The organism is Pseudotamlana agarivorans (assembly GCF_001642835.1).
Classification (GTDB): Bacteria; Bacteroidota; Bacteroidia; order Flavobacteriales; family Flavobacteriaceae; genus Pseudotamlana; species Pseudotamlana agarivorans.
In genome coordinates, this window is sequence record NZ_LXEI01000026.1 from 1 (window position 1) to 26638 (window position 26638).

Here is a 26638-nt window from a genome sequence, read left to right on the forward strand (position 1 = left end):
TACAGTTCAAAGTATACAAAGCAGATTCATATTGAAGACATATCCCCTTGGTGTATCGTGTCGTTCGATTCTCTAGAGCGACAACCTAAGGAACGTATAGCCATGTTAAAAGCCATGGGGTTTTCTAAATATGGTTACAATTGGAAAGAAAATCATTTATCCTATATCGAAGAAGAATTTGCTCTTGCTAAAGCCAATGATTTAGAAATTGTATCCATTTTTTTGTGGTTAAATGCTAAAAGAGATAGCATCGGAAAATTAAGTGCTTTAAATGAACAGTTATTTTATAAGCTCAAATTAATTGATAATAAACCAGAAATATGGTTGAGTTTTAGTGATAATTATTTTGAAAACTTATCGCAAGAAGAGGCTTTAAATCGCGCCATCTCATATATCAAATTTGTAAAGGAAAAAGCTGATGAAATCGGATGTGATATCGCATTATACAACCATCATGGCTGGTTTGGAAATCCCGATAATCAGGTTGACATCATTAAAAAACTACCAGAATATGATTTAAAGATGGTGTATAATTTTCATCATGCTCACGATTATTTAGATGATTATCCAAGGATCTTAAAAAAAATAAAACCTTATTTAACTTATGTTAATTTAAATGGATTACGAAAAGATGGTCCTAAAATATTAACGATTGGTGAAGGTGATTATGAGTACGATATGATTAAAACTCTGTTAGATGAAGGTTATTACGGCCCTTGGGGCATTTTAGGTCATATTAAAACCGAAGATGTAGAAGTTGTTTTACAAAGAAATATGGCGGGAGTAGAGCGAATAAATGAACGATTAATTGATGAAAATGATCTGTAATGAATAGTATTTTATAAATCACTTACTTAATTTTAAAATGCGAATGGCACCTTGAATTACGAGTATAAAAACGATTGTTCCTATAATTAAATCTGGTTTATTTGAGTGCCACCAATTAACCAAAACTCCGGCAATTATGACCCCTAAATTGATAATCACATCGTTTGATGTGAAAATCATACTTGCTTTCATATGTGCCTCTTCTTTGCTCTTTGATTTTTGTAAAATGTAAAGACAAATTCCGTTTGCGATAAGGGCAAAAATCGAAACTATAATCATAGTTGAAAAATCGGGTAGTTTTTCGTCTCCAAAAAACCTTCTTAATACTTCTACAAATCCAATAATGGCTAGTAATATTTGAAAATATCCCGCAAGTTTAGCAATACGTTTTTTCTTTATTAAAGTACCACCAACCGCAATCAAGCTAATGCCGTAAACAAAACTATCGGCAAGCATATCCAAACTGTCGGCAACGAGTCCCATAGATTTTGAAATGATTCCTGTAATCATTTCAATTACGAAAAAGGCTAAATTTATGAAAAGTACAGACCAAAGTAGCTTTTTCTGGCTTGCATCTTCCTTAAATTCAGTTCGGTCGGATTGTTCGGTTGATATTTTTTTTCCTCCTAAATTCAGTTCTAAAACCGAGTTTTCAATTTGGTCAATTTCTCCACTGTGAAAAATGGTTAATTTTCGATTTGGAATATCAAAGTCTAAATTTAAAATATTGGAAAACTCATCCAATTTCATTCGAATTAGATTTTCTTCAGATGGACAATCCATTTTTGATATTTCAAATATCGTTTTTTTCATAGTTATTTTTATTGAATACCAGCACTGATAAAAATATCTTGTAATTCTTTGTCTATTGGAAATGGTTTTAAAGCAGGGACATTTGCTCCTCCGGGATTACCGATTGGAATTTTTCCAACAAAGGATTTAATACCGCCAAAAAATAGTCTTGGTATCTGACCTAGTATTTCTTTTCTACTTTTAATTTTAAGTCCGAATTTTAGCATTTCCCAATGAACTAAAGTATGTGCGAAAGGATATTTTTGCCCAATAATATGCGCGCGTTCCAAATGATTCCAGGAGTTTTTTAAGTTTCCTAGTGTTTTTTCAGCTTTGTATTTTTCTAATTCAGCTTTGAAATATGGTTTTAATTCCTTTGGTATAGATGTATATAGTTTCATAATATCCCTTTTATGATAGAACAAATGTATATACCTTTTGCTGCAACTTAATTGCAAAGATTAATGGTTGCAGTCGCTACATAATCCTTTTATAACCATATTGGCTTGTTGTATTTTGAAGTTTTCGGGAAGTTCTATGTTTTGAAAAGGAACGTCAAAAAGACAAAATGTTTTGTTGCAGTTATTACAATAAAAATGGTAGTGTAAGTCTTTTGGTTCACAGTTACAGCCTTTGGCGCAAACCGCATATTTTACCATACCTGAACCATCTTCTATACTGTGTATAACTTTGTTCTCCTCAAACGTTTTTAAAGTCCTAAAAATAGAGCTTCTGTCTGTATGTACTAATGCGTTTTCGATATCCTTTAACGATTGGGCTTTTTCTTGACTTAAAAGGTGACGTAAAACTACGGTTCGTACAGCAGTAATCTTTACTTTTTTTATTCTTAGGATTTCATCGACGGTTTGCATTCTACCAAACTATGTTTTAATTGAGATTATTTTTTGGTATGCCTTAGAACCAAATTATAAGCTTTCTAAAAGTCTTATTTTACTTGATCGTCTACATAGGTGATTACAATTTCAACGCGTCTGTCAAATTTAGGATCACCGCCTAACGGAAATTTCCTGCGCATACCTAAGTGTCTCATGCGTTTTTTACTCACCCCTTTTTTTGCAAAGTAGTTATAAACAAATTCGGCACGGGCTTCAGAAAGGTTACGTTTTTTTGTTTTTCGATCTACAGCATCACGGGTGTTTTGTGTGCAACATACATGGCCTTGAATGGTGAAATAAATGTCCTTACGGGCTACAAGTGCATCGGCTATCTCTTCAAGATTACGCTGAGATTCGGCGTTAATAGTAACTTCACCAGTTTTAAAGAGAATAGTACTAAATACTATTTTATCACCTTTTTTACCTTCTTTAATCTGTTCAATGATGGTTTTTTCTTTTTCCTCATTCAGAATTTTAACTTCTTCAATAGGTTCTGGCTCTGGAAGTTTAGGTTCTACGATAATTTCAACTTTTCGGTTTAATCCTCGAATTTTTAAGATATCTTCTTCTTTTACAATTCTGAGTAAAATTTTTCCTTTGCCATCCACATTGGTAATTAAACTTTCGCTTATTTCATTGTTTGAAAATATGCTTTTTATGGCATCAGCACGTTGTTGAGAAAGGATTAAATTGTAATTATCGGCACCGCGATCGTCACAAAATCCGAATATAGAAATGGATTCTATTTGGATATCATTTAAGGTGGAAATGAAGAGTAGTAAGCGGTTTTCTTCGGTACTAGGAACATCGTATTTATCAGTCTCAAAATACACTTCATGTGTCAGTGCTTGTTGCGAAAAAGCACAGATACACTGGAGTGTTATTAATAAGAATACCAATAATTTAGTCATAGTAGGAAGTCATAAGCGATATAAATATAATATTTTTAATTTATAAATAGCAAGAAGCTAGGGCATCTGAATTTTTTATAGATGAACGGGAAGAAATGATGATATTTGACTGTATGTAATATGCTTTAAGCTTTATGCATAAGGCTTATAGCTAATAATATATAAAGATCGTTACAAAGTATGTTGTGAGGTTGCTCTAAAGCGCGTAATGCATATAGCCTAAAGCTTGAACTTCTCAACTACCTTAAATAACTTTGGTAAGTTGTAGAATTACTTAATATTTCAGTTGCTTTTTTAATTTCAGTATCATGAATTTTATAATAATCATATAAGCCTTCACGATACACGTAGCATTTCACAATGTCCTCGGTTAATAATTCTAGTAAATAGTCTTTATTTTCGTCTATAACCGTGTTTTTAGAAGTGTTTAAGTGATTTATTAGCGCATTGTACTCTTTTTCAATATTGTCGTTTAAATCTTCTTTTTTAGCGGTTTCAAAAGCTTTTTTCAAGTCTTTTTCTGTTTCGGTTTCAAATGAAAAATTATTGGTTTTTAAATAACTTTTAAAACCTGCAAAATCTTTGTCTGTTAAGCTGAAACTATTAATATCCTTGATATCATGATTGTAGTAATAATTCACCGCGTAATTAAAGATAAAATCACTGTCATGAATAGCCTTGGTAATGGTTGCGTTTTTTGTAGCGCCTAAAGCCACATCGGGTAATACCCCTCCTCCATCAAAAACTTTTCGTCCGTTTTTAGTTTTAAATTCATGATAGTTTTCTTTTTTTACACGTACCGCCTCCCCTTTTTCGTTTCTATTCCAATAATCTAAAGACTGAATGCAGCGGCCTGATGGGGTGTAATACCTTGAAATGGTAATTTTAACTTGAGTGCCATAAGTAAGTTGTTTAGGACGTTGAACTAAACCTTTTCCAAAACTTCTAGAGCCTACAATAACGGCACGATCCAAATCTTGTAACGCGCCTGATACGATTTCACTTGCAGAGGCACTGGCACCATCGATTAAGACTACTAAAGGTATTTCGGTATCTATGGGCTGATTTTGAGTAATGTAAGTTCTGTTATACTCTTTTACTTTCGATTTTGTGGTAACCACCAATTGCCCTTTTGGAACAAATAGATTTACAATTTTAATGGCCTCATTAAGTAATCCGCCTGGGTTTCCTCGTAAATCTAAAATGATTTTTTTAGCACCTTGAGCTTTTAAATCACGTAAAGCGTAATTGGTTTCTGTGTAAGCTTTGTTATTAAAACGGGTTAAAACAATGTACCCGGTTTGATCGTTTACCATTGAAAAATGCGGAACTGCTTTAATATCTACCTCGGCACGTTTTATAGTGGCTGTGTGTGTTTTTCCTTGGCGTAAATAGGTTACTTCAACCGATGAATCTGAAGTTCCTTTTAATAAATCGCCAGCATGATCTTCGTAATTAGCAACTACCGTATTTCCTATTTTAATGATTTCATCACCTGGTTTTAAGCCAGCTTTATCTGCTGGATAATCTTTATAAGGTTCGATAACCAGAAGTTTATCTTTTAGCGTTTTTATACGTGCGCCAATACCTGTATAATCACCTGTATTATTAATTCTAGCAGCTTCAACATCCTGTTCGTTCATAAAGTTGGTGTAGGGATCTAAATCGGCTAGCATGCTTTTAATAGCCGTGTCCATAAGCGCCCCAGGATTGGTTTCATCCACATAATTCATGTTGAGTTCCTTGAATAAAGTGGTGAAAATTTCTATTTGTTTCGCTATTTCAAAAAAATCATTTTTAAATGCCGATGTCGTTAAAAATACAACACCAACTACAACTGGAATTATAACTTTTTTACTAAAGATTTTTTTCATGTAAACTATTATTTTTCAGAAATATGACTTCTAAATTTTTCAAACAGAAGCTGCATGCGTTTTTCTATATAATCAAATTTTGGTTTGTCTTTACCAATGTACAAAATCATAAACGCATAGGGCTGACTTAAATTGTTAAAATAAGTGGCTTTGTTTAGGCGATAAGCTTCTCTCATCAAACGTTTTATACGATTTCTATCTACAGCCAATTTAAAATGACGTTTGCTTACCGATATACCGGTCTGTGCCAAGGTATTTTCTTCGAATTGGCATGGCATAAAAACCAAGCGTAAGGGATAGGCCGAAACCGACTTTCCTTCAGCAAATAATTGCTCGATGCGTTTTTTGCTTTTAAGTTTTTCTTTTTTACTAAAAGTGAAGCTCAATGGGTGTGTTTTAAAGCTTCAAAGGTAATGAAATTAAAAAATTGCTTATAAATTATCTCATTGCAGCACTATAAAAATTTTGAGCGTGCATAATTGGTATAAAACGTCACCCTGAACTTGTTTCAGGGTCACATTAAGGAGCCTACCTCTAGCAATATGTGACATTAAATTTTAGCTTCCTATTCTAAATTTGAATTCACATAACTCCTATCCCAATCTTTCCAAACCACTTCGTAACCCTGCGATTGAATCATGTCCTTAATAGCATCGGTAGAACGTTCATCAGAAATTTCAAATTGCTCTAATGATTGCGGTTCTACGGCATAACCACCGGGGTTGGTTTTAGATTCGGCACTTATTGAGGTAATCCCTAATTTGATGATGTGATTTCTAAAGGTTTCACTTTCGCGAGTAGACATGGATAGTTCGACATCTTCATCCAACAAACGATATGCACAAATGAGTTGCACTAAATCTTTATCGGTCATTTCAACTTTAGGTTGCACCTCTCCTTGATGCGGACGTAATCGTGGAAATGAAATCGAATATTTTGTTTTCCAATACGTTTTTTGAAGGTATTTTAAATGCAGTGCGGTATAAAAACTATCAACACGCCAATCTTCTAATCCGAATAAGGCCCCTAATCCAATTTTGTGAATACCTGCTTTCCCTAAGCGATCAGGGGTGTCCAAACGGTAATTAAAATTTGATTTTTTTCCTTTCGGATGATGTATTTTGTAAGTCGCTTCGTGATAGGTTTCTTGATATACCAAAACGGCATATAAACCTTCGGTAATGAGCGTTTCGTATTCTTCTTGATCTAAAGGCTGAACTTCAATGCTGATGTTTGAAAAATGTTTTCTAATAAGGGCGATGGCATGTTTTAAATAGGAGACTCCAACGGTTCTATTAGCTTCACCAGTAACCAATAAAATATGATCGTAACCTAAACTTTTTATGTGAGCGACTTCTTTCAAAATTTCGGCATCACTTAAGGTTTTACGCGGAATTTTATTGGTCATACTAAATCCGCAGTACGTACATATATTTTGGCATTCATTCGATAAATACATGGGGATATACATCTGGATGGTATTCCCAAATCGCTTTTTAGTGAGCTCATGGCTACGTTGAGCCATTTGCTCTAAAAACGGCGTAGCAGCAGGCGAAATAAGCACTTTAAAATCGTCTAAAGTTATTTTATCCTTTGCCAATACGCTTTTCACATCAGCTTCAGAAAACCCGTATATGTCATGTTCTAAGGTGTCCCAGTCGTATTTGTCGAATGTATTTCTGAATGTATTTTGCATGTTTTGTTTTAGACTTGTAATTTTTTAAGCTTTCTTTTAACTAAGAAATGATGTTAATGGGCTACTAGCTTCCGCGTGTTTTTTAACAGGCGCTAATTTTGCATTATAAGCCATTCTACCAGCTTCTACAGCCATTTTGAAGGCTTTACCCATGGCTATAGGGTTTTGAGAAACGGCGATGGCAGTATTAACTAAAACGGCATCAGCACCTAATTCCATAGCGAATGCCGCATGCGATGGGGCGCCAATACCAGCATCTACAATAACAGGAACATTGCTTTGCTCAATGATGATTTCTAAAAAATCGTTTGTCTTTAAACCTTTATTACTGCCAATTGGTGCGCCTAAAGGCATTACGCATTGTACGCCCACTTCTTCTAAACGCTTGCATAGCACAGGATCGGCATGAATATAAGGCATGACTACAAAACCTAATTTCACTAACTCTTCAGCAGCTTTTAAGGTTTCTATAGGATCTGGTAATAAATATTTGGGGTCAGGATGAATTTCTAATTTTACCCAATTGGTTTTTAAAGCTTCCCGTGCTAATTGTGCAGCAAAAACAGCTTCTTTGGCAGTTCTAACACCCGAGGTATTTGGTAGTAAGTTAATGTGGTTTTCTTTTAAATGCACCAGCATATCATCCGACTCGTTATCTATGTCAACGCGTTTTAAAGCCACGGTTACCAGTTCACTTTCTGAAGCTAAAATACTATCGCGCATTAAACTCGTATTACTAAATTTTCCGGTGCCAGTAAACAATCGTGAGGTGAAGGTTTTATCGGCTATTTGTAATGTATCTTTCATTTTTCTTTTTCTTTTTTTGAGATGTTTTAGGAGTAGAAGATTTATAAAACCTTACTTCTCCCCTGGTTTCCAAACTTGTTCTACCAAATCGTTTTCACTTCTAAGAAGTTTATTTATTTTTCCAATGTTAGTGAAGGCTTTGGTAATTTCTCCCGAAGCGGCTATACCATGGATGCCTGTTTTTAGCAACTCTGGAATATCATTTATGGTAATACCTCCTATGGCAATTATGGGTGTTTCTGAGTTTAGACTTTCAATAATACTTTGGTAACCCGAAAGCCCTAAAATCGGACTCAAATTTTCTTTAGTTTCGGTGAATCTAAATGGGCCTAAACCTATATAATCTACTTTTTTGTTGATTAAACTCTCGCAATCGTCAAGGGTATTGGCTGTGCCTCCAACAATTTGCCATGAATACAACGATTTTCTAACGGTTTCTGGATCAGCATCCGATTTTCCTAAATGGACCCCATCAGCTTTTACCGTTTTAGCTATTTTATAATGGTCGTTAATTATTAGCCGGGTTTGAAAATGGGCTGTAATGTCACGCGCTTCTTCTGCAGCTTTTAAAATTTTCTTTTCTGAATAATTTTTTAAACGCAATTGAACCAGTTCTGCTCCCGATTGACAAGCCTGTTGGATGTTCTCCAGATGTGTTTTAGGTGAACTTCCTTGCGATATGTAGTGTAGTTTTGGAATCATGTGTTTATTATATGGTATTGAAGTTAAGTGGTGTCATATGTACTTCATTTAATCATCATTTCACTTGGTTGACTCATGCTTTACTTACTTCTTTTAATTCAATTTATTTTTTTAATGTTTCAAAACTCTACTTAATAGCTTATATTTTACTCTTAAACCACCGCGACATTCATTTTGTGTGTTCCTAAAAGGCTTTCACTGCTACGTAAATAGGTTTCAATATATATTTTAGCGTTTATAGCAGCGTCTTTTAATGGAAAACCGGCAGCGATATTACAAGCTAAACTCGATGATAACACGCAGCCACTACCATGCTTTTCGTAAATCGTGTTGTAAATAGGAAAAATTTCAATAGCCTCGATAGTGTCGTAATACAATTCATCCCATCCTTTTTTATCTTGACGGTGTCCGCCTTTTAAGTAGATTTTAGTGTAATTTGAGATGTGCTTAATGGTTTGTTTAACAGTAAATTCCGGATAAAGCGCTTTAATTTCATCGTAATTTGGAGTAATGATATAACATTGTTTCCAAATTTTTTCAAGTAGCTCTTGACTTTCCTTAAAATGGAAATCGAAGCCCGAACTTGCCTTAATTACGGGGTCTAAAACCACTTTAATTTTTGGGTTTAGCAGATGCAGTTTATCTAAAATTAGAGATAAAGTCTGCCAATTTTCAATAATTCCAATTTTTACAACTGAAATATTAAAACGTTCGAAAAGGGTTTCAATTTGATTTAAAATAACCTTTGGGTCCGTCCAAATACATTGTTTAAAATCAATATCATTTTGAATGGTGATGGCGCTACAAGTTGATAAGCCATAGAAGCCATGGGCTTCAAAAGTTTTGATGTCTGAAGTAATTCCTGCCCCTCCAGAAGGGTCGTGGCCTGCAATACTTAATATGCAATTATCAAATAACGAGGTACCATTTGTAGTAAGTGTGGTGTAGTTAGTTTTCATACTATAAATTAGTTTAGTTATGTTGATAATAGCAGCTTAGGATATTTAGGTATATAAACATACTTTTTTGGTATGATTTATATGGATTTGGGGAGAGTTGTATCCTTTGTTTTATTGCAGATTCTAGTTCATAGGTTAAGTGTTTTATATTATCGAATTTCAGATTTTTTATGCTATCATTTAAGCTTAACAAGCTATTAACAACCAGGTTGTAAATTAGGAATACCAACCATTGAGAAAATAATTTTTCTGTAATCTTTTGTTTAAAGTCAGCGAAAATACGTGATTTTTTTAACATAAAAATCCTACTTATTAATTTTCTTGATTTTGCAAGTTATTGATTACCATTTGTGTATTTTAAATGATACAAGGTTTTAAAACTTTTAATAGGATCCTGACTTTGCCAAATACCTCCTAAAACACCTACGCCTTTAAAACCTAATCTTTCAAATTCGTTGAGGTTTTTTGTCGTGACACCACCCATGCCTACGATAGTTTTATCGATGTGATTGACATCAAATTTTCGGCCTTCATACCCTGGTTTTGATATGGATGAAAATACAGGACTTAATAAATGATAATCGAATTCGAAATAACAATTTTCTAGTTCTTCAGGATCATGAAAGGAAGCACTAATGGTTTTTCCAAACATATTTAAGTTTTTAAAGTACTGCCCTGGATTATCGATATGATCCCTTCTTTTTTGTTCCTGAAAATGAATCCCCTTTAGTTCAAATGCATTAACCAACTCATGAAAATGGTGCACGACTACCCTATTGTGATATTTTTTGTCAATTTGATTTAAGTAGTTCACGTATTGCTCGTAATTTTTACTTGGTTTTCTTAAATGATAATATTGTAATCCTTCTTGAAATAGCTGATGTAGTATTTCAATTTCGTTTGGGATATCATTTTCTGGAGCTATAACGACTATCATGTTTTCGAGTTAGGGATTGAAGCGGCATCCTTTTGCTTTTTTGCAAAAGATATAGCGGAAAGCCCGACCACGCTTTTTTTTTCAAAAGCGTGGGAACTTCCTAATATTATTAAAGATAAACCTCTGAACCTTTTTCTTTAAATTCTTGAGATTTCTCTTCCATGCCTTTTTGGATCACTTCGTTATCGACAATATCATTTTCGGCAGCGAAATCGCGAACCTCTTGTGAAATTTTCATCGAGCAGAATTTTGGTCCGCACATCGAACAGAAATGCGCCACTTTAGCGCCATCGGCAGGCAGGGTTTCATCGTGATATTCTAAAGCACGCTCAGGGTCTAAACCTAAGTTAAACTGGTCTTCCCAACGGAACTCGAAACGCGCCATACTTAAAGCGTTATCACGGTGTTGTGCGCCTGGATGTCCTTTGGCTAAATCGGCAGCGTGGGCCGCTAATTTATAAGTGACCACACCAACACGAACGTCTTCTTTATTAGGTAAACCTAAGTGTTCTTTTGGCGTTACATAACATAACATCGCGCAACCAAACCAACCAATCATCGCAGCTCCTATACCGGAAGTGATGTGATCGTAACCTGGAGCAATATCAGTCGTTAAAGGACCTAAGGTGTAAAAAGGAGCTTCGTCGCAAACTTCAATTTGCTTTTCCATGTTTTCCTTAATCATGTGCATTGGTACGTGACCTGGACCTTCAATAAAGCACTGAACTTCGTGCTTACGTGCAATTTGTGTAAGCTCACCAAGTGTTTCTAATTCGGCAAATTGTGCTTCATCATTCGCATCGGCAATCGATCCTGGACGTAAACCATCACCTAATGAAAAGGCAACATCGTAAGATTTTAAAATTTCGCAAATCTCTTCGAAATGTGTGTATAAGAAACTTTCTTTATGATGCGCCAAACACCATTTAGCCATGATGGAACCACCACGAGAAACGATACCAGTAACACGATTGGCCGTCATTGGTACATAACGTAACAATACCCCAGCGTGGATGGTGAAATAATCGACACCTTGCTCGGCTTGTTCTATTAAGGTATCACGGAAAATTTCCCAAGTTAAATCTTCGGCAACGCCATTTACTTTTTCTAAAGCTTGGTAAATAGGCACGGTACCAACTGGAACTGGTGAGTTACGCACGATCCACTCACGAGTTTCATGAATGTTTTGTCCGGTTGATAAATCCATGATATTATCGGCACCCCAACGGCAAGCCCAAACGGCTTTTTCTACCTCTTCTTCAATAGATGAGGTGGTGGCTGAGTTTCCAATATTAGCGTTTATTTTTACTAAGAAGTTACGACCTAAAATCATAGGTTCAGCTTCTGGGTGATTGATGTTTGAAGGTATAACGGCACGACCTCTAGCAACTTCCGAACGTACAAATTCTGGTGTAATTTTTTCTGGAATAGCGGCACCAAAGTGTTCTCCTTTGTGCTGCTTTCTTATTTCGGTCATTTCATCGATACGCTGATTTTCACGAATGGCGATATATTCCATTTCTGGCGTGATGATGCCTTGTTTAGCATAGTGTAACTGCGTCACATTTTTACCTTTTTTGGCACGTTTTGGTTTGTGTTTTAAATCAAAACGCATGTGGTCCAAACTTTTGTCGTTTAAACGTTCGTTACAATATTTAGAAGTAAAAGCATCTAATTCTTCCACATCGCCACGGTCTAAAATCCACTGTTCTCTAATACGTTCAATACCGTTATGAACGTTAATTTCTTTATTAGGATCGGTGTATGGACCAGAAGTATCGTAAACTGTTACTGGTTCGTTAGGCGTTTTCTTTTTGGTCATCGAATCAGTAGTATCGCTTAAAGAAATTTCACGCATCGCTACTTTAATTTGCGGATGAATTTTTCCTGATACGTAAATCTTTTTCGAATTTGGAAAAGGCTTTCTTGTAATTTGACCTTCTTTTGGAGCCGTGTCTTTGTTTTTCATTGTTATTTTGTTTTCCTCCTAAGCCCGAAGGGCAAATAAAGAGTGGTTATTTTTAATATGATTTTAAAGCGTTTAATTTTCTCGTTTTGGGATTAAGGGGCTCTTACCCGCCCTGTGTAGCCTGTATAATGAGAATATTATCGTTTTCGGAAAAATTTTGCGAAGCCCAAGAATCACGTGAAATAATGGCGCTGTTTATGGCAACCGCGATACCATTTTGCGACGTGTTTAATTTTTCTAGTAATTGAAGAATATTGAAGTCTTTAGCAACCTCTAAAATTTTCTCGTTAACCCGTATTTTAATCATAAACAGAATATTTAATTATGCTGTAAATTTTGAAGGGTCGAGAAAAATGGGCTTTGAAAAGAAAGTGCGCATGTTGGCACTAAAATGAAAAGGTTTGTAAACACATATGGCAGTGTGCTTTTCAACTTTTCCCTTCGGCGGTACTAACCGCATCAGGTTCAAAGGGTTTTTCTCAGTTCGATTTAACGAACACCCCTAAAGTTTACTTTGCGAAGATATTAAAAAAATGAATAGGGTTTAAAAGGTAGGTCCGTTTCTTTTTTGTGATTTAGAAATAGTGAGGATACTTATAATACTTTTTTATATATTTTGTCATCGTTTTTGAAAAATGATTAATCATTTTCTGATCCAACAGACTTGAAGTAGTTTTTAAATGAAGCTGAAGAAATAAAGGCTCCTACATCTAGTTTTCTGATTTTTTCCAAGTCGTTATTGACCCATTTTTATTTCTAACAGTAAAATATTTAGGTCTTTTTTTGTGTATTATTAAAGTATCTATTTGATTTAGTATTGGTAATCCTTTTCCAACTTTTTGTAGATATACAGAAATAACATAATTGTAATTTTTATCAATACTTAATTCGTATGGGGAATAACCAATATTAGTCATTTTTAACTTTAAAAATGTTTTATCTTTTTTTAGATTTAAAGAAAGAACTCCCTTTTCACTTGCAACGCCACCACCATAACCTTGTTTAGATAAACTATCTTTATAAAAGACGTTTACATTAGGAACGGGAATACTGTCAAAATCGAAAAACTTAAAATTTACAGTAATAGTATTTTTATTGTTTGTCCATATTTTAGATAGATGATATCCTGTTTTTACAGGTTCTGTCTTATTATAGTTGAGAATTAATTTATTGTCTATAAAATTATATTCTCCTTTTCCATGAGCTTCTGTACCCATGTCTCCGCCAAAACTATGTACAAATGTGTTATCAGGTTTTAATGTTATACATGCCCCGTAATCTTTAATTTCATATTCTTCACAGAATTTACCTTTGGGTTGATTTTGTGCGTATGCATTGCTATAAAATATGCCGATATAAATAAATAGTTTAATTACATTCTGTGCCCTTCGAGCTGTGGTTGCCATCTTGTTCATTCATTAATATATTTTTAATTTTGTTTCTGTCATTTAAATTTGGGACTAAGGAAATAAAAGTATCGGTTTCTATTTGTTTGTTATTAGAATCATTATAATAAAGACCTCCATATGCTAAATTTTTATAATATGTCCAGTCTAAAATATTATCTCCACTTGAATCTTTAATTTTAATACCACCTGTACCATATTTTACATCCCAATTCGCTAATGAAATAGCAATAGCGCTCACAAATTGGCCCATAAATTCATGTTGAAACCTGTTTTTTTCAGTAGGTGTCCCATTCGGTTTATATCCATTGTCTTTAGCAAAATCTTCCATTTTGTTTTTAAAATCTATACCTTTATCCAAGGACATATAGTTATTATATCTAAGGTTTAGATAAGCATGTACTATTTCATGAATTATTGTCCTTGTAATAGAAAGTTGAGTAGCGTTTCTTAAATAAGAATCATTTAAAGTAATTGAAGCGCCATTAGTACTTGCATTTACATTATTGTCTAGTGAATTATTATTTTGTATGGATAATTTAAAAATCTTAGAATCATTAAAAAGTTTTAGGATTTCTTCCGAAAAAGTTAGTTTAATGTTTTTATTGGGAAACATTAATTTTTGTAGTAAGTCTTTTTTTATCATCTCAATTTCCAACTGAGTAAAAATATCTTTTGCACAAGGATTTGTTAAGTTATTGTCAATTTTAAAATCCTCCATATTTATACATTTCCCGTTATCATCTTCAATTTGGCCATTAGGACACTCGCAACTTAAACCGTTGAAATATTTGCCGTCTGAACAGGTAGAAATACATTGACCGGTTATTGGATCCTTTTCAGAACCTCCTGGACAATTACCATTTGAGTCAGGACTGGTTGGTGCTTGTTTCACACTTTACGAATAATAACGTAAAACCTATTATTAGAACTGAAGTTCTTAAATAGGTTTTGAGTAAAAATTTTTTCATTGAGTTGGATTAATATCTTTTTTGTAGTTAAAAACAACTATTTTGTTTTATTTTACTACCTATGTAACAAACATACATATAAACTTTTACATCTTAAAATATTTGTTTTCAAGGTAGATACAATTAATTATCCACAAAAAAGCCCTTTCGATTTCTCAAAAGGGCTTAAAAAGTTAAGAGTACTAATTTCTAGTTTTCGTTATTTTCTTTATTTATATCGGCCATCATTTGTTTTGGGTCAATAGTAACACTTTTTACGGTTTTAGGTGTTTTAAAACTGTAAGTTGGATAGGCCCAAGCCCAATCATTTAATGTCGTTGCAGTAGTTGGTTTTTCACCACGCATCATTTGTAATGGAATGTAAAAATCTTGAATGGTTCCGTCGGTATAAGTTACGCTTACATCTATAGGCATAGGCATTAACCCGATACGTTCTAAAGTGATGGTGTTGCCTTCCACAGATTTAACACCGTAATCTATAGTGTTTGTAGTACCTGTCCAATCGGTGAGATACCATTCCAATTCTAAGCCTGAAACTTTTTCAGCAATGCGAATAAAATCAACACGATTTGGGTGTTTAAAGGCCCAATTATTAAAGTATTCTTTTATGGTGGTTTCTAAGTTTTCTTGTCCGATGATATAAGCCAATTGATTTAAAAAGATATATCCTTTATAATATGCAGAAATGGAAGAAGAACGGTTGAGGTGAAAACGGTCTGCCTGAGTCGTTAAAGGTTGCTCTGTACCAGAATTTACATAATAAGTATACACATCGTAGGTTTGTTTGGTAGATTTTTCGAATGAAATATCATTTATTTTATCTTCTGCCAATTTCCCAAAATACTGAGTAAACCCTTCGTCCATCCAATAATTAGTTAATTCATTAGTGGCTAATAAAAATTGAAACCAAGAGTGCGCCATTTCATGTGCTGTAACACCAAATAAACCTTCAAAATTACCTTCTCCAAGAATTAGAGTACACATAGCGTATTCCATTCCGCCATCGCCACCCTGAATGATAGAGTATTGATCGTAAGGATAATTACCAATATGTTCACTATAAAACTGCATAAGTTCCACTGATTTTGGTTGAAGATTCTTCCAGTTTTCTAATTTATCCTTTGGCATTTTACTTTTATATAAAAAGTGTAGTAAAGGACCATTAGGCACTTGCATGGTATCATGCTTGTATTCTGGGTCGGCTGCCCAAGTAAAATCGTGTACATTTGGTGCTTTAAAATGCCAGGTTAATTTATTAGAATTTGGTCGCTTAACAGTTCCTGTTTCGTAACCATAACCCACTTCATTCGGATTTTGTAGATAACCGGTACCGCCAACCACATAATTTTTATCAATATGAAGTGTCACATCAAAATCGCCCCAAACACCATAAAACTCACGTCCTATGTAGGGGTCGGCGTGCCATCCTTCATAATCGTATTCGGCTAACTTAGGGTACCATTGTGTCATGGATAGGGCAACACCTTCCTTGTTATTTCGTCCTGAACGACGAATTTGAACAGGAACTTGAGCATCAAAAACCATATCAAAAGTGACACTTTCACCTGGTTGAATAGGTTTAGCGAGTTGTACTTCTAAAACAGTACCAACGGTTTCATGTTTAATTGTAGTACCGTTTTGCTTAAGTGAATTTACCTTAATGTAACCTATTTCATTAGGTTTTAATTTACCAATACGATCTTTAACTCTGCCATCGGCATCGGGGATGTTGTGTGAACGTACATCCATTTCGCTACCAGGCTGAAAAGCGTTAGGGTATAAATGATAAAACACTTTGTTTAAAACGTCGGGTGAATTGTTGGTGTACACCAACTTTTGCGTCCCTTTGTATTGATAGGTGTTTACATCCATATCAATATCCATCGTGTAATCGACATGTTGTTGCCAATACGAAGTTAATCGTGGACCATTTACTTTTGATGGTTTTAAAGGCGCTTGTTTTGAAGCTGTTTTTTCGGGTTGTACTGCTGTTGTTTGTGGTGTAGATTTACATGAAACAAAGCATACTACACAAAAAACAGTGAGGAGAAAGCGGTTCATAAGTAATAGAATAAAAGAAATTATTTTTTAATATAATAGAAATGCCTATTGAACATAATCGACGTGTTATTAAAATTAGAACAGCATTCGATAATGTTCAACAGGCATCTTTAATATTTATTTAGTGTTATTACAATAATTACTTAGCAGCAGCCATTTTAGCAGCCATAATTAAAGCATTATAAGCATTAACCATTCTACCAGATTTACTTAAATCTGCAAAAGGTCTAACATCTGAAGTGTCACCTCCAACAATAACTTTTCTGTTGATAGCTAAACCAGAATCTAAAATAATTTGTTTTACTTCAGAAGAAGATAAATTCGGGTAGTAAGAGCGTATCAAAGCGGCTACTCCAGCTACTGCAGGGGCAGCCATAGAAGTTCCTCCTTTAGTATCGTATTCGTTTTCTGGTGTGGTTGAATAAACACTAGCACCAGGAGCGAAAACGTCTACATTTTGCTTACCGTAATTTGAAAAACCAGCAACCATTTTAGAACCGTAAGAAGGCGCTAAGGCACCTACTCTAATATAACTATCTGAAATTTCTTTACCGTTTACATTATCATCTGGGAAGTTAGGTTCTGTATCAACATCCTTACTATCATTTCCAGCGGCATGAACAAATATGACATCGTTTTTAGCAGCGTAAGCAATGGCTTCTCTCACGATATCAGCGTGAGGAGAAAAGCTTTTTCCAAAACTTCCGTTAATAACTTTTGCACCGTTATCTACAGCATAACGAATAGATAACGCGACATCTTTATCATATTCATCACCGTTTGGCACAACTCTTACACTCATAAGTTCCACATTGTTAGCAACACCATTTGCGCCTTTACCGTTATTACGGCCAGCAGCAATAATTCCGGCTACGTGCGTACCGTGGCTTTCAGATTTCTTTACAGGTTTTACATTGGCATCACCGTAATACTTGGTAGAAAAATCGTCAGGATCATCACCATTTACACGACCATGAAAATCTTTATTTAAATTGTAGTTTAGTCTTTCATTAATGCTTTCAACAGCACTTTTCATTTCTTTTTCAGCGATATCTAAAGACTCTAATCCGTTACCATACATTCCCATTGCTATTTGTTTAGCTTGCGATAATGTCTCGTCACTAGTAACTAAGTTTTTCACCTCATCTTTGGTGTAATCATCTTTTCCAAAATGGGCTTTTAAAGCGGCATTAGCATTAGAAACCAATTGTAAATATTGGTCGTATTGTTTTTTTCTCGTTTCCCAAGTAGGGTATTCTTTTTCGTATTCAGCTTCAGCTCTAGCGTAATCAGGATCGTTTTTATCGCCTTTTACCAGAATTCTTACAAACTCTAATTGCTCATCGTAACCTTTTCCTAAGAAATTCCAACCATGAATATCATCAACATAACCATTTTTATCGTCGTCAATGCCGTTTCCAGGAATTTCATCTTCATTAGTCCAAAGAATTTCGTTTAAATCTTCATGGTCGATATCAATTCCAGAATCGATAACAGCAACGATTACTTTTTTTCCTTTTTTATTTTTAATTAATTCCGCGTAAGCGCGATCTACACTCATTCCAGGGATGGTATCTTTAACAAGATCTAAATGTCCCCAATTGTGAGCTTCGGCTTCGGTAAGTTCTGAAACTTTTAAAGGTGAAGAATCTATATTTTCAGGGGGTGTAGAAACAATACTTGATCCGCCACAGCCAGAAAGTAATACAGCTGCAAAGGCTGAAGTTGCTATTGTTTTAATGGTTTTCATAGTTACCTTTTTTATTAATTGTGTTATGATATTAATTGTTAATTATTTGTTTTGTGGTAAAGGTGTCTTTTAATCGCACACCTTTTTCGGTATGTTGTACGGTTATAATTTCATTATGTGCATCGTGCTCTAAAAACAGATATAGGTTTTTATCGGCAGCCATGTTTAGAAAATTTTCTTTTTCATCCATGGTAAGCAAAGGTCTGGTGTCGTAGCCCATAACGTAGGGTAGCGGTAAATGCCCTACTGTAGGTAAAAGATCGGCCATAAACGCAATGGTCTTATCCTGATATGTTATCATAGGAATCATTTGCTTATCGGTGTGCCCATTTGCAAAAAAGATATCGAAACCCAGTGCTGAATTCTTAAGGAAATCATTTTCAGGGAGTGCGGTAAATTTTAATTGTCCGCTTTCTTCCATGGGCAGGATGTTTTCCTTTAAGAAAGAGGCTTTTTCGCGGCGATTGGGCTGTGTTGCCCATTGCCAATGATCTTCATTAGTCCAAAAATGAGCGTTTTTAAAGGCTGGTTCATAGCCTGTTTTATCTTTATTCCACTGGATACTGCCCCCGCAATGGTCGAAATGTAAATGTGTTAGAAAAACATCGGTAACATCGTCACGATGAAATCCGTATTGTTTTAAGGAGCTATCTAAACTAAAATCACCCCACATGTAGTAATAACCAAAAAATTTATCTGATTGTTTATTTCCCATGCCGTTATCAATTAATATCAAGCGGTCTCCGTCTTCTATAAGTAGGCATCTTGCCGATAAATCGATCATATTATGAGCATCAGAAGGATTGGTACGTTGCCAAATGGACTTCGGAACAACTCCAAACATGGCGCCTCCATCAAGTTTAAAATTACCCGTATTTATTGGATATAAGGTCATAAGTGAACAAAACTAACAAATCTATTAACAAAGTGTTTAAATGTTAAGAATTTATTAAGATTAAAATAGCCTCAAAGTGTAATTATACTTTCAATTTTCATGAATCTAACTAATAATAGATTCTAAAATTGATCATAATTCATTTTGGGGTTAAATAATGCTGTTCAGTTTTCTTATTAATTATAAAAGAAAGAAGCCTTGGTATTCGCTCTGTAAAATTAAATCTAGGCATACTTTGGGCTAAATTTTTCTATTCTAAACATAGGTTTCAGGTATCTGATAAAAATTAGGGATTCACAGAAAAATTCGGTAAAACGTAATTCGTTTTATAAAATTTAATTTTTATAAAATTAATACTTAAGTAAGATTTTTTTGATTTATTTTTGGTTTCCTTAAAACGGTTTCATTTTAAGTGAAGGTATATTTTTCATATTTATTATTTTTTGTATTGGCATTACGACCTTTTTATAATATGGGTTGTGTTGCGTATTACGAATTAAATATCGATTATATTATTGAAACTTATTGTGTTAATAAGGAAAAGCCAGAATTTAAATGTAACGGTAAGTGTCACTTAGCCACGCAGTTGGCAGCAAATACAAATCCTCAAGACGAGAATTCATATTTAAGCTTTTTGTTTGAAACCTTTATTCCTGTTTACTTCCAAGAAGCACAACCCATTACATTTTATAAAAATAATGCTAACCGTATAAACTACTGGCATTATAAAACTTCTCATAATGCTGTTTTTAGAGATCAACCCGATCTTCCTCCACAAGTTTAATCGTCTTTTTTAACGAACCACATTTTTTAATAACCTATTAAACTAGGTTGTTATGGCTATACATTAAACTTTTATACGGCTGTGTTTCACACCTGCGTATTTAAATAAGCATGGGTGAAAATGGCACATCTAAAATTAAAAAACAGATGAAACATTTATTAATGCTTGCTATAGTTTTAGCAAGTTTATCTGCGTACGCTCAAAACACGTATGCAGGAAAAATTGTTGATGCAAATAATCAACCTTTAACAGGAGCAACCATTCAATCAAAAACAAATACCAACCTTGCGGTTATTTCAGATGGTAACGGCGATTTCACCATAAATCTTAACAATAATCCTACGGTTATTGTAAAATTCATGGGGTTTTTAACCGTAACCAAAACGCTTTCAGAAACTAAAAATATAATTACACTTACCGAAAACGATGAACTTTTAGACGAAGTCGTTATTTCTGCAAGTAGAGAAAAGCAGCAAAGAAAGGAAGTACCGGCATCTATTTCGGTTATTTCTTCGCAAGACATTGCCGAATCTAAAGCTTTTGGCATTGACCAATTGGTAAACGATGTGCCTGGGGTTAATATGTCTACGTCTAGAATGTCTGGCAACGAGCAGCATTTAATGTCGGTGCGTTCTCCAATTTCCACAAGATCGTTGTTTTTGTATGTTGAAGACGGTTTACCCATTCGACCAACGGCGGTTTTTAATCATAACGCCCTATTGGAAATGAACGATGTTGCTTTTGATAGAATTGAGGTTTTAAAAGGGCCTGCATCGAGTATTTACGGAAGCGAAGCTATTGGTGGGAGTTTTAACTTTTTAACTAAAAACCCGACGCAAGATTTTACGGGCGATGTTGGTTTTCAAATTAACGATATGGGCTTAACCCGTTATAATTTGGAGTTGGCTAAATATGCCAATGACGATGTGGGTTTTTATTTAGGAACACAATATATTCAACGAAAAGACGGACCAATACAGCACAGCGATTATGAAAAATTTGCCTTAACCTTTAAAAATGTAAATCATATTTCCGATAATTTAAACTGGACGAATGTGTTTGATGTGGTCGATTATCGATCGGATATGTCGGGGTCTTTAAGCGAATCCGATTATTCGGGAGGCAACTATGAAAGCGATCAAAATTTTACCGAGCGTGTGGTTTTTGCTTTTCGCTTTAGAAGTACGTTGGATAAACAATGGAATGCTAAAAATAAAACAGCTGTTAACTTCATATTTAGAAGGAATGAAACCAGCCAAAATCCGTCGTATCGTATAACACAATTCCGTGAAAACGGTCAATTAACAGGCTTAGGGGTTGGCGAGGTTAATAGTAATTATTTTAACAGTTATGTGGGTTTGTTACAACATAAAATGGATTTCAATTTTGCGAATTCGTCATTAATTTTTGGCGCTTCCGCGGATTTTTCTCCGCAACATTATCAAGCTGAAACCATTGCCGTTAAGGTGGATGTTAACACAGGACAAAACATAGATTTTACCTTAAATTCTGGTGATTATATTCTTAATTATGATGCTGATATACTTAACTATGCTGGTTATTTTCAATATGAAATTAATCCGTTAGAAAAACTAAAATTAACAGCCGCATTACGTTATGATGGTTTTAATTACAGCTATAATAATTTAGTTGATAATATTGCAGGGCCACAAGATTCTAAAAACAATTATAACAACCTATCGCCTAAAATTGGAGCCAATTATAATCTGTCTAGAAATTTAGGTTTGTATGCCAATTATTCAAACGGATTTACACCTCCGCAAACAACATCTTTATACCGAAATAGTCTTGTTGGCGTTGGAGGCGTGGTATTCGATTTAAAACCTAGCGCTTATAATAATTATGAAATAGGAACCTATTTTAGTATCGCTAATCAATTAAAAGTTGATATGGCTTTATATCTGTTAGACGGTAGAAATACACTAGTTACAAACACGACCGATACCGGCGAATTTTTTAATGCTAATGCAGGAAAAACGAGTTCTTACGGATTAGAATACGGACTTAATTACACGCCAATTAACAGTTTAACCTTTAGTTTTAACGGAAGTTTCGCCAAGCATAAATATGTGCGTTTTTATGATAGATCTGGAAATTCTTTAATCGATTATTCAGGAACCGATAGGCAATCGGCACCAAGCTTTATTGGAACTAATAAAATAATCTATAAACCTCATTTTATTAAAGGTTTAACGCTAACGGCAACTCAAGAGTTGGTTAGTAAGTACAACACAAGTTATGAGAACCAAATTGATAATGGCGATGGTACTTTTAGCACAGCAACCTACGGTGGTCATGATATTATAGATGTGCTTATCGCTTATAGATATAAGAATTTTGAAATCTGGGGACATGTTTTAAATGTGTTTGATGATTTATACGCAACCTATGCCAGCTACAATAGGTATGCAAACCAAAACAATTATACCATTGGTAATCCAAGAGCCTTTCATTTAGGTGTTAATTACAATTTTTAATAAAACAGCAGCTATGAAAAATAGAAAATTAAATCAATGGCTTTGGAAATGGCATTTTATTGCTGGAATAATAGCCTTACCTTTTGTAATCTTATTAGCTGTTACAGGCGGGATTTATTTGTTTAAAGATAATTATGATGCACCTAAACAGGCCCCTATAAAAAAGGTTCAGGTTGAAGGTGAAGCCATCCCGTTTCAAGAACAATGGCAATTGGCAAAAGAAGCCTTGCACAAAGCTCCAAATTCTATGGTAATTCCCACGGAAGCTACACAGGCTACTGAGTTTTCATCTGGCATGTTTTCTCATAAAAACAATGCTTATGTGAATCCGTATAAAGGTGTGGTAACTGGAAATATCAGTCCGAAAGACTCCAACATGCATACCGTTAGAAAACTACATGGCGAGTTACTTTTAGGAAAATTTGGAACCAAGATAATCGAGCTTATTGCCAGTTGGATATTTGTTTTAATTATTACAGGTATTTATGTGTTTTGGCCAACTAAAAAGGAAGGTGTTAAATGCTTTTTTAGAATTCGTTTTAGCCAAGGAAAACGCACATTGTTTAGAGATTTACATGCGGTTTTAGGTTTCTGGATTTCTATTTTATTATTAATGACTTTGGCTGGAGGCATGCCATGGACCGACGTTTTTGGTTCCAATTTTAAGTGGTTGCAAGATGCCACCAATACCGGATTTCCAAAAACCTGGGATGCTAGAGCATTAAAATCTGATGTAAAAGGGGAACCCATTTCATTAGATAAAATGGTGGCGCTAGCTAAGTCAATGGATTTGAAAGGCGAGGTAAGCATTGGTTTGCCTAGCAGCCCCAAGGGCGTTTATAGCATTTATAATTCGACATTCGATTTAGGGGCTCAAAAGTGTTTTCATTTCGATCAATATTCGGGCGAACAATTGGTAAATCATAACTGGGAAGATGTTGGTGTTTTAATGCGTGGCCGTATGTGGTTTATGGCTTTTCATCAAGGACAGTTTGGACTCTGGAACTGGATTTTAATGCTTTGTGTAGCGCTATTATTGGCCTTTGTTGCCTTTGCCGCTTTATTGTCGTATTTAAAACGTAAAGAAACAGGCAAATGGGGTACTCCAAAAGTACCTGCTAAATTTAATGTTGGTTATGGAATTGTCGCACTCATTGTATTATTAGGGGTTATTCTTCCGTTATTCGGATTGAGTGTTATTGCGATAATAGTTGTGGAGTTTATAAGGAAGAAAAAAACACAAAACAAGCTGGCTTAAAACCATAATAGATTTCAAGTAATTTATGTTTATGGTTTGGTGAAAATACAACACCATTTCCAATGCTTTATTGGGTTTTAGCGTCAAAAAGAGGTTAAATTAGTTGTTTAAGTTGAAAGATAGTATTGTTTAAAACCTTTAAACCATCGGATTTACTTAAATTAGTGCCTTCAAACCGATTTTTAAAGTATGTTAGAACTCGCTGGAATTATAATTTTAGGCATATTGGCTCAATGGGTAGCATGGAAATTTAAAATCCCTGCCATTTTACCTCTAATCCTGATAGGCTTGTTGGTGGGGCCCATAGCTGCAGAGTTTATTACTGCCGATGGTTCCAAATGGATTGAACCTGTTTGGAATGGTAAAAAGGGCTTTTTCCCTGGAGATGGTCTTTATTATTTTGTATCCTTAGCTATTAGTATTATTCTTTTTGAAGGTGGTTTAACGCTTAAACGCGCCGAGATTAAAAACGTAGGCCCGGTTATTACAAAGTTGATAACCATAGGTGCAACCATTACTTTTATAGGTTCTGGTATACTCGCTCACGAAGTTTTTGGTTTAAGTTGGGAATTATCTTTCCTTTTTGCAGGTTTAATTATTGTAACTGGTCCAACGGTTATAACGCCTATTTTACGAAACATTCCTCTTAAAAAAGATGTGTCTGCCGTACTAAAGTGGGAGGGTATTTTAATTGACCCTATTGGTGCATTGGTTGCCGTTTTGGTTTTTGAATTTATTAGTGTTGAAGGACATGTAGGGTTCACAAAAATGGCCTTAATTGAATTTGGTAAAATTATTTTATTTGGTACTACCTTCGGATTTACCTTCGCCCACGCCTTAGCCTTTTTGATTAATAAAAAAATGATTCCGCATTATTTGCTTAATGTGGTGTCTTTATCCACTGTATTATTGGTGTTTGTAGAATCGGAACTATTTGCTCACGAATCGGGGTTATTAGCTGTTGTGGTTATGGGTATGGTTTTAGGAAACGGAAAGCTTAAAAACCTTAAAGAATTGCTTTATTTCAAAGAATCTTTAAGTGTTTTATTGATTTCTATCTTATTTATTTTACTAGCAGCCAATATTAATTATCAGGATTTAATGTTACTTTACAATTGGAAAACACTTGTGTTATTCCTGTGCATTGTTTTTGTAATACGGCCATTAGCTGTGTTTTTAAGTACGATGAATTCTAGCTTAACGATTAACGAACGATTATTCATTAGTTGGGTAGGGCCTCGCGGTATTGTTGCAGCTGGTATTGCCTCGCTTTTTGGTAGTAAGTTGATTAAGGAAGGTGTTGAAGGTGCCGAGTATATAACCCCTTTAGTATTTACCGTCGTTCTAGGAACTGTTTTACTTAACGCGACTACCGCTCGTTTATTCGCAAAACTGGTTGGTGTATTTCTTAAAAAATCTGATGGTATTTTAATTATTGGAGCATCAAAAGTATCACGTCTTTTAGGGCATTATTTATACGAAAACGGTAGGCATGTCGTGCTTGTTGATAGTAATGAAAAAAACATCGAAAAGGCAAAAGAACTTGGATTGGAAGCGCTAACCTCTAATATTTATTCCGATACTTTAATGGATAATATTGAATTAAACGATGTGGGTTATTTAATGGCTTTAACGGGGAATTCCGATATCAATAAATACGCGATTAGTAAGTTTAGCAGCGATTTTGGAGAAAATGGAGCTTTCAGACTTGTAACACCTTTAGAAATGTTAGATGAGAGTGAGAATCCTAAGGAAGGCCTATTCTCTCATAAAGATGATTACAGTACCTTATATGCTTTATCACGTAGACATCCTTCTATAAATGAAATAGAATTAGAAGATAAAGAACAGTACCAAAATTTAATTAAAATAACCAATAAGGATAAAGATATGATTCCTTTATTTATTAAAGATACTGAAGGTGAATTGCATATTATTTCTTCTTATAATTTGGACATTGATACCATTGAAAATGGTTATAAATTGGTGTATTTAGGAAAACCTTTCGATGTCGAAAAGGTGCCGAATGCGTAATGTTTGTTTTTTATATTTTTTGTGCTGTTTCAAAATCTTAAACTTTAAATTCGTGTAGTACTTTTACGAATTTTTTACGCTGATACCAATCGTTGTATACCAATTCAAAGTTTTGAACTTTAAAGCTTCCAAAATCATGGTTAGCATAGGTTTCAATGACTTTTATAAGAGCTTCGGGATTTTGTATTTTATTTTTAAACCGTACTACGGTCGAATGTGCCGTTTGAATGGCATAACGTTTATCCAAGCTTTGTTCTAAATCAGACGTTTTAAAGGCGGATCTTAACTCGTCTCTTAGGTCATTTAATGCTGAATTATCCATAAAACCTTGTAGCATAATACAGGAATTTGATGCCGTTAATCCTTTGAATTGAATGGATATGTCCTGGCTATGTACTAAACATTTTTTTATAATATCCACATATCTTGAAATATCTATTTTAGATAAATCGAAGTCATTGTAACATGAAATGATAGACATGACTGTTATATGGATATCAGAATTTGGGTAATAATATTGTGCAGGTTCTAAAGTTTCAAGGGTTTTTAAACACTTTTGAATTTGTGTTTTAACCGATTCTGGTGGTCGTAGTGTAGCCTTCCCTAAAAA

General features: G+C 34.5%; 24 protein-coding genes and 1 riboswitch. Of the genes, 5 read left to right on the forward strand and 19 right to left on the reverse strand.

Translation table 11 applies throughout. The features are described from left to right. Positions 1-828: sugar phosphate isomerase/epimerase family protein (locus A6I66_RS15830; RefSeq protein WP_067151698.1), on the forward strand; the 828-nt coding region annotated here is incomplete at its 5' end. Positions 829-846: 18 nt separating this feature from the next. Here A6I66_RS15830 and A6I66_RS15835 read toward each other — a convergent pair. From A6I66_RS15835 to A6I66_RS15920, 18 genes are all read right to left on the reverse strand, one after another. Then, positions 847-1641, reverse strand: coding sequence for a cation transporter (locus A6I66_RS15835; protein ID WP_067151701.1), 795 nt, complete (start codon positions 1639-1641; stop codon positions 847-849). A gap of 8 nt (positions 1642-1649) precedes the next feature. Further along, on the reverse strand, positions 1650-2021 hold the full coding sequence (locus A6I66_RS15840) for a DUF3703 domain-containing protein (RefSeq protein WP_067151704.1): 372 nt from the start codon (positions 2019-2021) through the stop codon (positions 1650-1652). Between the two features lie 60 nt (positions 2022-2081). Next, positions 2082-2492 carry a Fur family transcriptional regulator gene (locus tag A6I66_RS15845; RefSeq protein ID WP_067151707.1) on the reverse strand — a complete coding sequence of 137 codons (411 nt, stop codon included), beginning with the start codon at positions 2490-2492 and terminating at the stop codon, positions 2082-2084. 74 nt (positions 2493-2566) lie between these two features. Then, the gene (locus tag A6I66_RS15850; RefSeq protein WP_067151710.1) at positions 2567-3427 is read right to left on the reverse strand and encodes an OmpA family protein; all 861 of its coding nucleotides are present in this window, start codon (positions 3425-3427) and stop codon (positions 2567-2569) included. Positions 3428-3666: 239 nt separating this feature from the next. Then, positions 3667-5301 (reverse strand): S41 family peptidase, encoded by a 1635-nt coding sequence (locus tag A6I66_RS15855; RefSeq protein WP_067151713.1) that lies wholly within the window; start codon positions 5299-5301, stop codon positions 3667-3669. Positions 5302-5309: 8 nt separating this feature from the next. Continuing rightward, a complete protein-coding gene (gene rnpA, locus A6I66_RS15860; protein WP_067151716.1) occupies positions 5310-5687 on the reverse strand; it encodes a ribonuclease P protein component in 378 nt (125 codons plus the stop codon). Positions 5688-5866: 179 nt separating this feature from the next. Then, positions 5867-6997 carry a 2-iminoacetate synthase ThiH gene (thiH, locus tag A6I66_RS15865; protein ID WP_084399741.1) on the reverse strand — a complete coding sequence of 377 codons (1131 nt, stop codon included), beginning with the start codon at positions 6995-6997 and terminating at the stop codon, positions 5867-5869. Positions 6998-7033: 36 nt separating this feature from the next. Next, positions 7034-7804 carry a thiazole synthase gene (locus tag A6I66_RS15870; protein WP_067151722.1) on the reverse strand — a complete coding sequence of 257 codons (771 nt, stop codon included), beginning with the start codon at positions 7802-7804 and terminating at the stop codon, positions 7034-7036. A 51-nt stretch (positions 7805-7855) separates the two neighbouring features. Then, the gene (thiE, locus tag A6I66_RS15875) at positions 7856-8506 is read right to left on the reverse strand and encodes a thiamine phosphate synthase (protein ID WP_067151725.1); all 651 of its coding nucleotides are present in this window, start codon (positions 8504-8506) and stop codon (positions 7856-7858) included. Positions 8507-8658: 152 nt separating this feature from the next. Further along, positions 8659-9465 carry a hydroxymethylpyrimidine/phosphomethylpyrimidine kinase gene (locus tag A6I66_RS15880; RefSeq protein WP_067151727.1) on the reverse strand — a complete coding sequence of 269 codons (807 nt, stop codon included), beginning with the start codon at positions 9463-9465 and terminating at the stop codon, positions 8659-8661. Positions 9466-9799: 334 nt separating this feature from the next. After that, a complete protein-coding gene (locus A6I66_RS15885; protein WP_067151730.1) occupies positions 9800-10402 on the reverse strand; it encodes a thiamine phosphate synthase in 603 nt (200 codons plus the stop codon). Between the two features lie 109 nt (positions 10403-10511). Then, positions 10512-12371, reverse strand: a complete 1860-nt coding sequence (gene thiC, locus A6I66_RS15890; protein ID WP_067151733.1) for a phosphomethylpyrimidine synthase ThiC — start codon at positions 12369-12371, stop codon at positions 10512-10514. Between the two features lie 103 nt (positions 12372-12474). After that, the gene (gene thiS, locus A6I66_RS15895) at positions 12475-12678 is read right to left on the reverse strand and encodes a sulfur carrier protein ThiS (protein ID WP_102997157.1); all 204 of its coding nucleotides are present in this window, start codon (positions 12676-12678) and stop codon (positions 12475-12477) included. 112 nt (positions 12679-12790) lie between these two features. Then, positions 12791-12885: riboswitch (TPP riboswitch) on the reverse strand. A gap of 196 nt (positions 12886-13081) precedes the next feature. Then, positions 13082-13777 (reverse strand): hypothetical protein, encoded by a 696-nt coding sequence (locus A6I66_RS15900; protein ID WP_157614268.1) that lies wholly within the window; start codon positions 13775-13777, stop codon positions 13082-13084. Then, a complete protein-coding gene (locus A6I66_RS15905) occupies positions 13740-14672 on the reverse strand; it encodes a trypsin inhibitor-like cysteine-rich domain-containing protein (protein WP_067151739.1) in 933 nt (310 codons plus the stop codon). The genes A6I66_RS15900 and A6I66_RS15905 overlap by 38 nt, the downstream gene beginning before the upstream one ends. Before the next feature lie 265 nt (positions 14673-14937). After that, positions 14938-16809 carry a M1 family metallopeptidase gene (locus A6I66_RS15910; RefSeq protein WP_067151743.1) on the reverse strand — a complete coding sequence of 624 codons (1872 nt, stop codon included), beginning with the start codon at positions 16807-16809 and terminating at the stop codon, positions 14938-14940. A gap of 139 nt (positions 16810-16948) precedes the next feature. After that, on the reverse strand, positions 16949-18559 hold the full coding sequence (locus tag A6I66_RS15915; RefSeq protein ID WP_067151746.1) for a S8 family peptidase: 1611 nt from the start codon (positions 18557-18559) through the stop codon (positions 16949-16951). Between the two features lie 31 nt (positions 18560-18590). After that, positions 18591-19454, reverse strand: coding sequence for an MBL fold metallo-hydrolase (locus A6I66_RS15920; protein WP_067151748.1), 864 nt, complete (start codon positions 19452-19454; stop codon positions 18591-18593). 412 nt (positions 19455-19866) lie between these two features. On the opposite strand from A6I66_RS15920, the gene A6I66_RS15925 reads away from it, so the two are divergent. The 4 genes from A6I66_RS15925 (at position 19867) to A6I66_RS15940 (ending at position 26028) form a co-directional block, all read left to right on the forward strand. Beyond that, complete coding sequence (locus A6I66_RS15925) at positions 19867-20238, forward strand: hypothetical protein (RefSeq protein WP_169815747.1); 372 nt, start codon at positions 19867-19869, stop codon at positions 20236-20238. 146 nt (positions 20239-20384) lie between these two features. Beyond that, positions 20385-22736: a TonB-dependent receptor domain-containing protein gene (locus A6I66_RS15930; protein ID WP_067151766.1), complete on the forward strand. Its 2352-nt coding sequence runs from the start codon at positions 20385-20387 to the stop codon at positions 22734-22736. A gap of 13 nt (positions 22737-22749) precedes the next feature. Then, positions 22750-23994: a PepSY-associated TM helix domain-containing protein gene (locus A6I66_RS15935; RefSeq protein WP_067151763.1), complete on the forward strand. Its 1245-nt coding sequence runs from the start codon at positions 22750-22752 to the stop codon at positions 23992-23994. Positions 23995-24183: 189 nt separating this feature from the next. Continuing rightward, positions 24184-26028, forward strand: a complete 1845-nt coding sequence (locus tag A6I66_RS15940) for a cation:proton antiporter (protein WP_067151754.1) — start codon at positions 24184-24186, stop codon at positions 26026-26028. Positions 26029-26065: 37 nt separating this feature from the next. Here A6I66_RS15940 and A6I66_RS15945 read toward each other — a convergent pair. Then, the coding region (locus tag A6I66_RS15945; protein ID WP_067151757.1) for a 2'-5' RNA ligase family protein at positions 26066-26638 on the reverse strand (573 nt) is incomplete at its 5' end.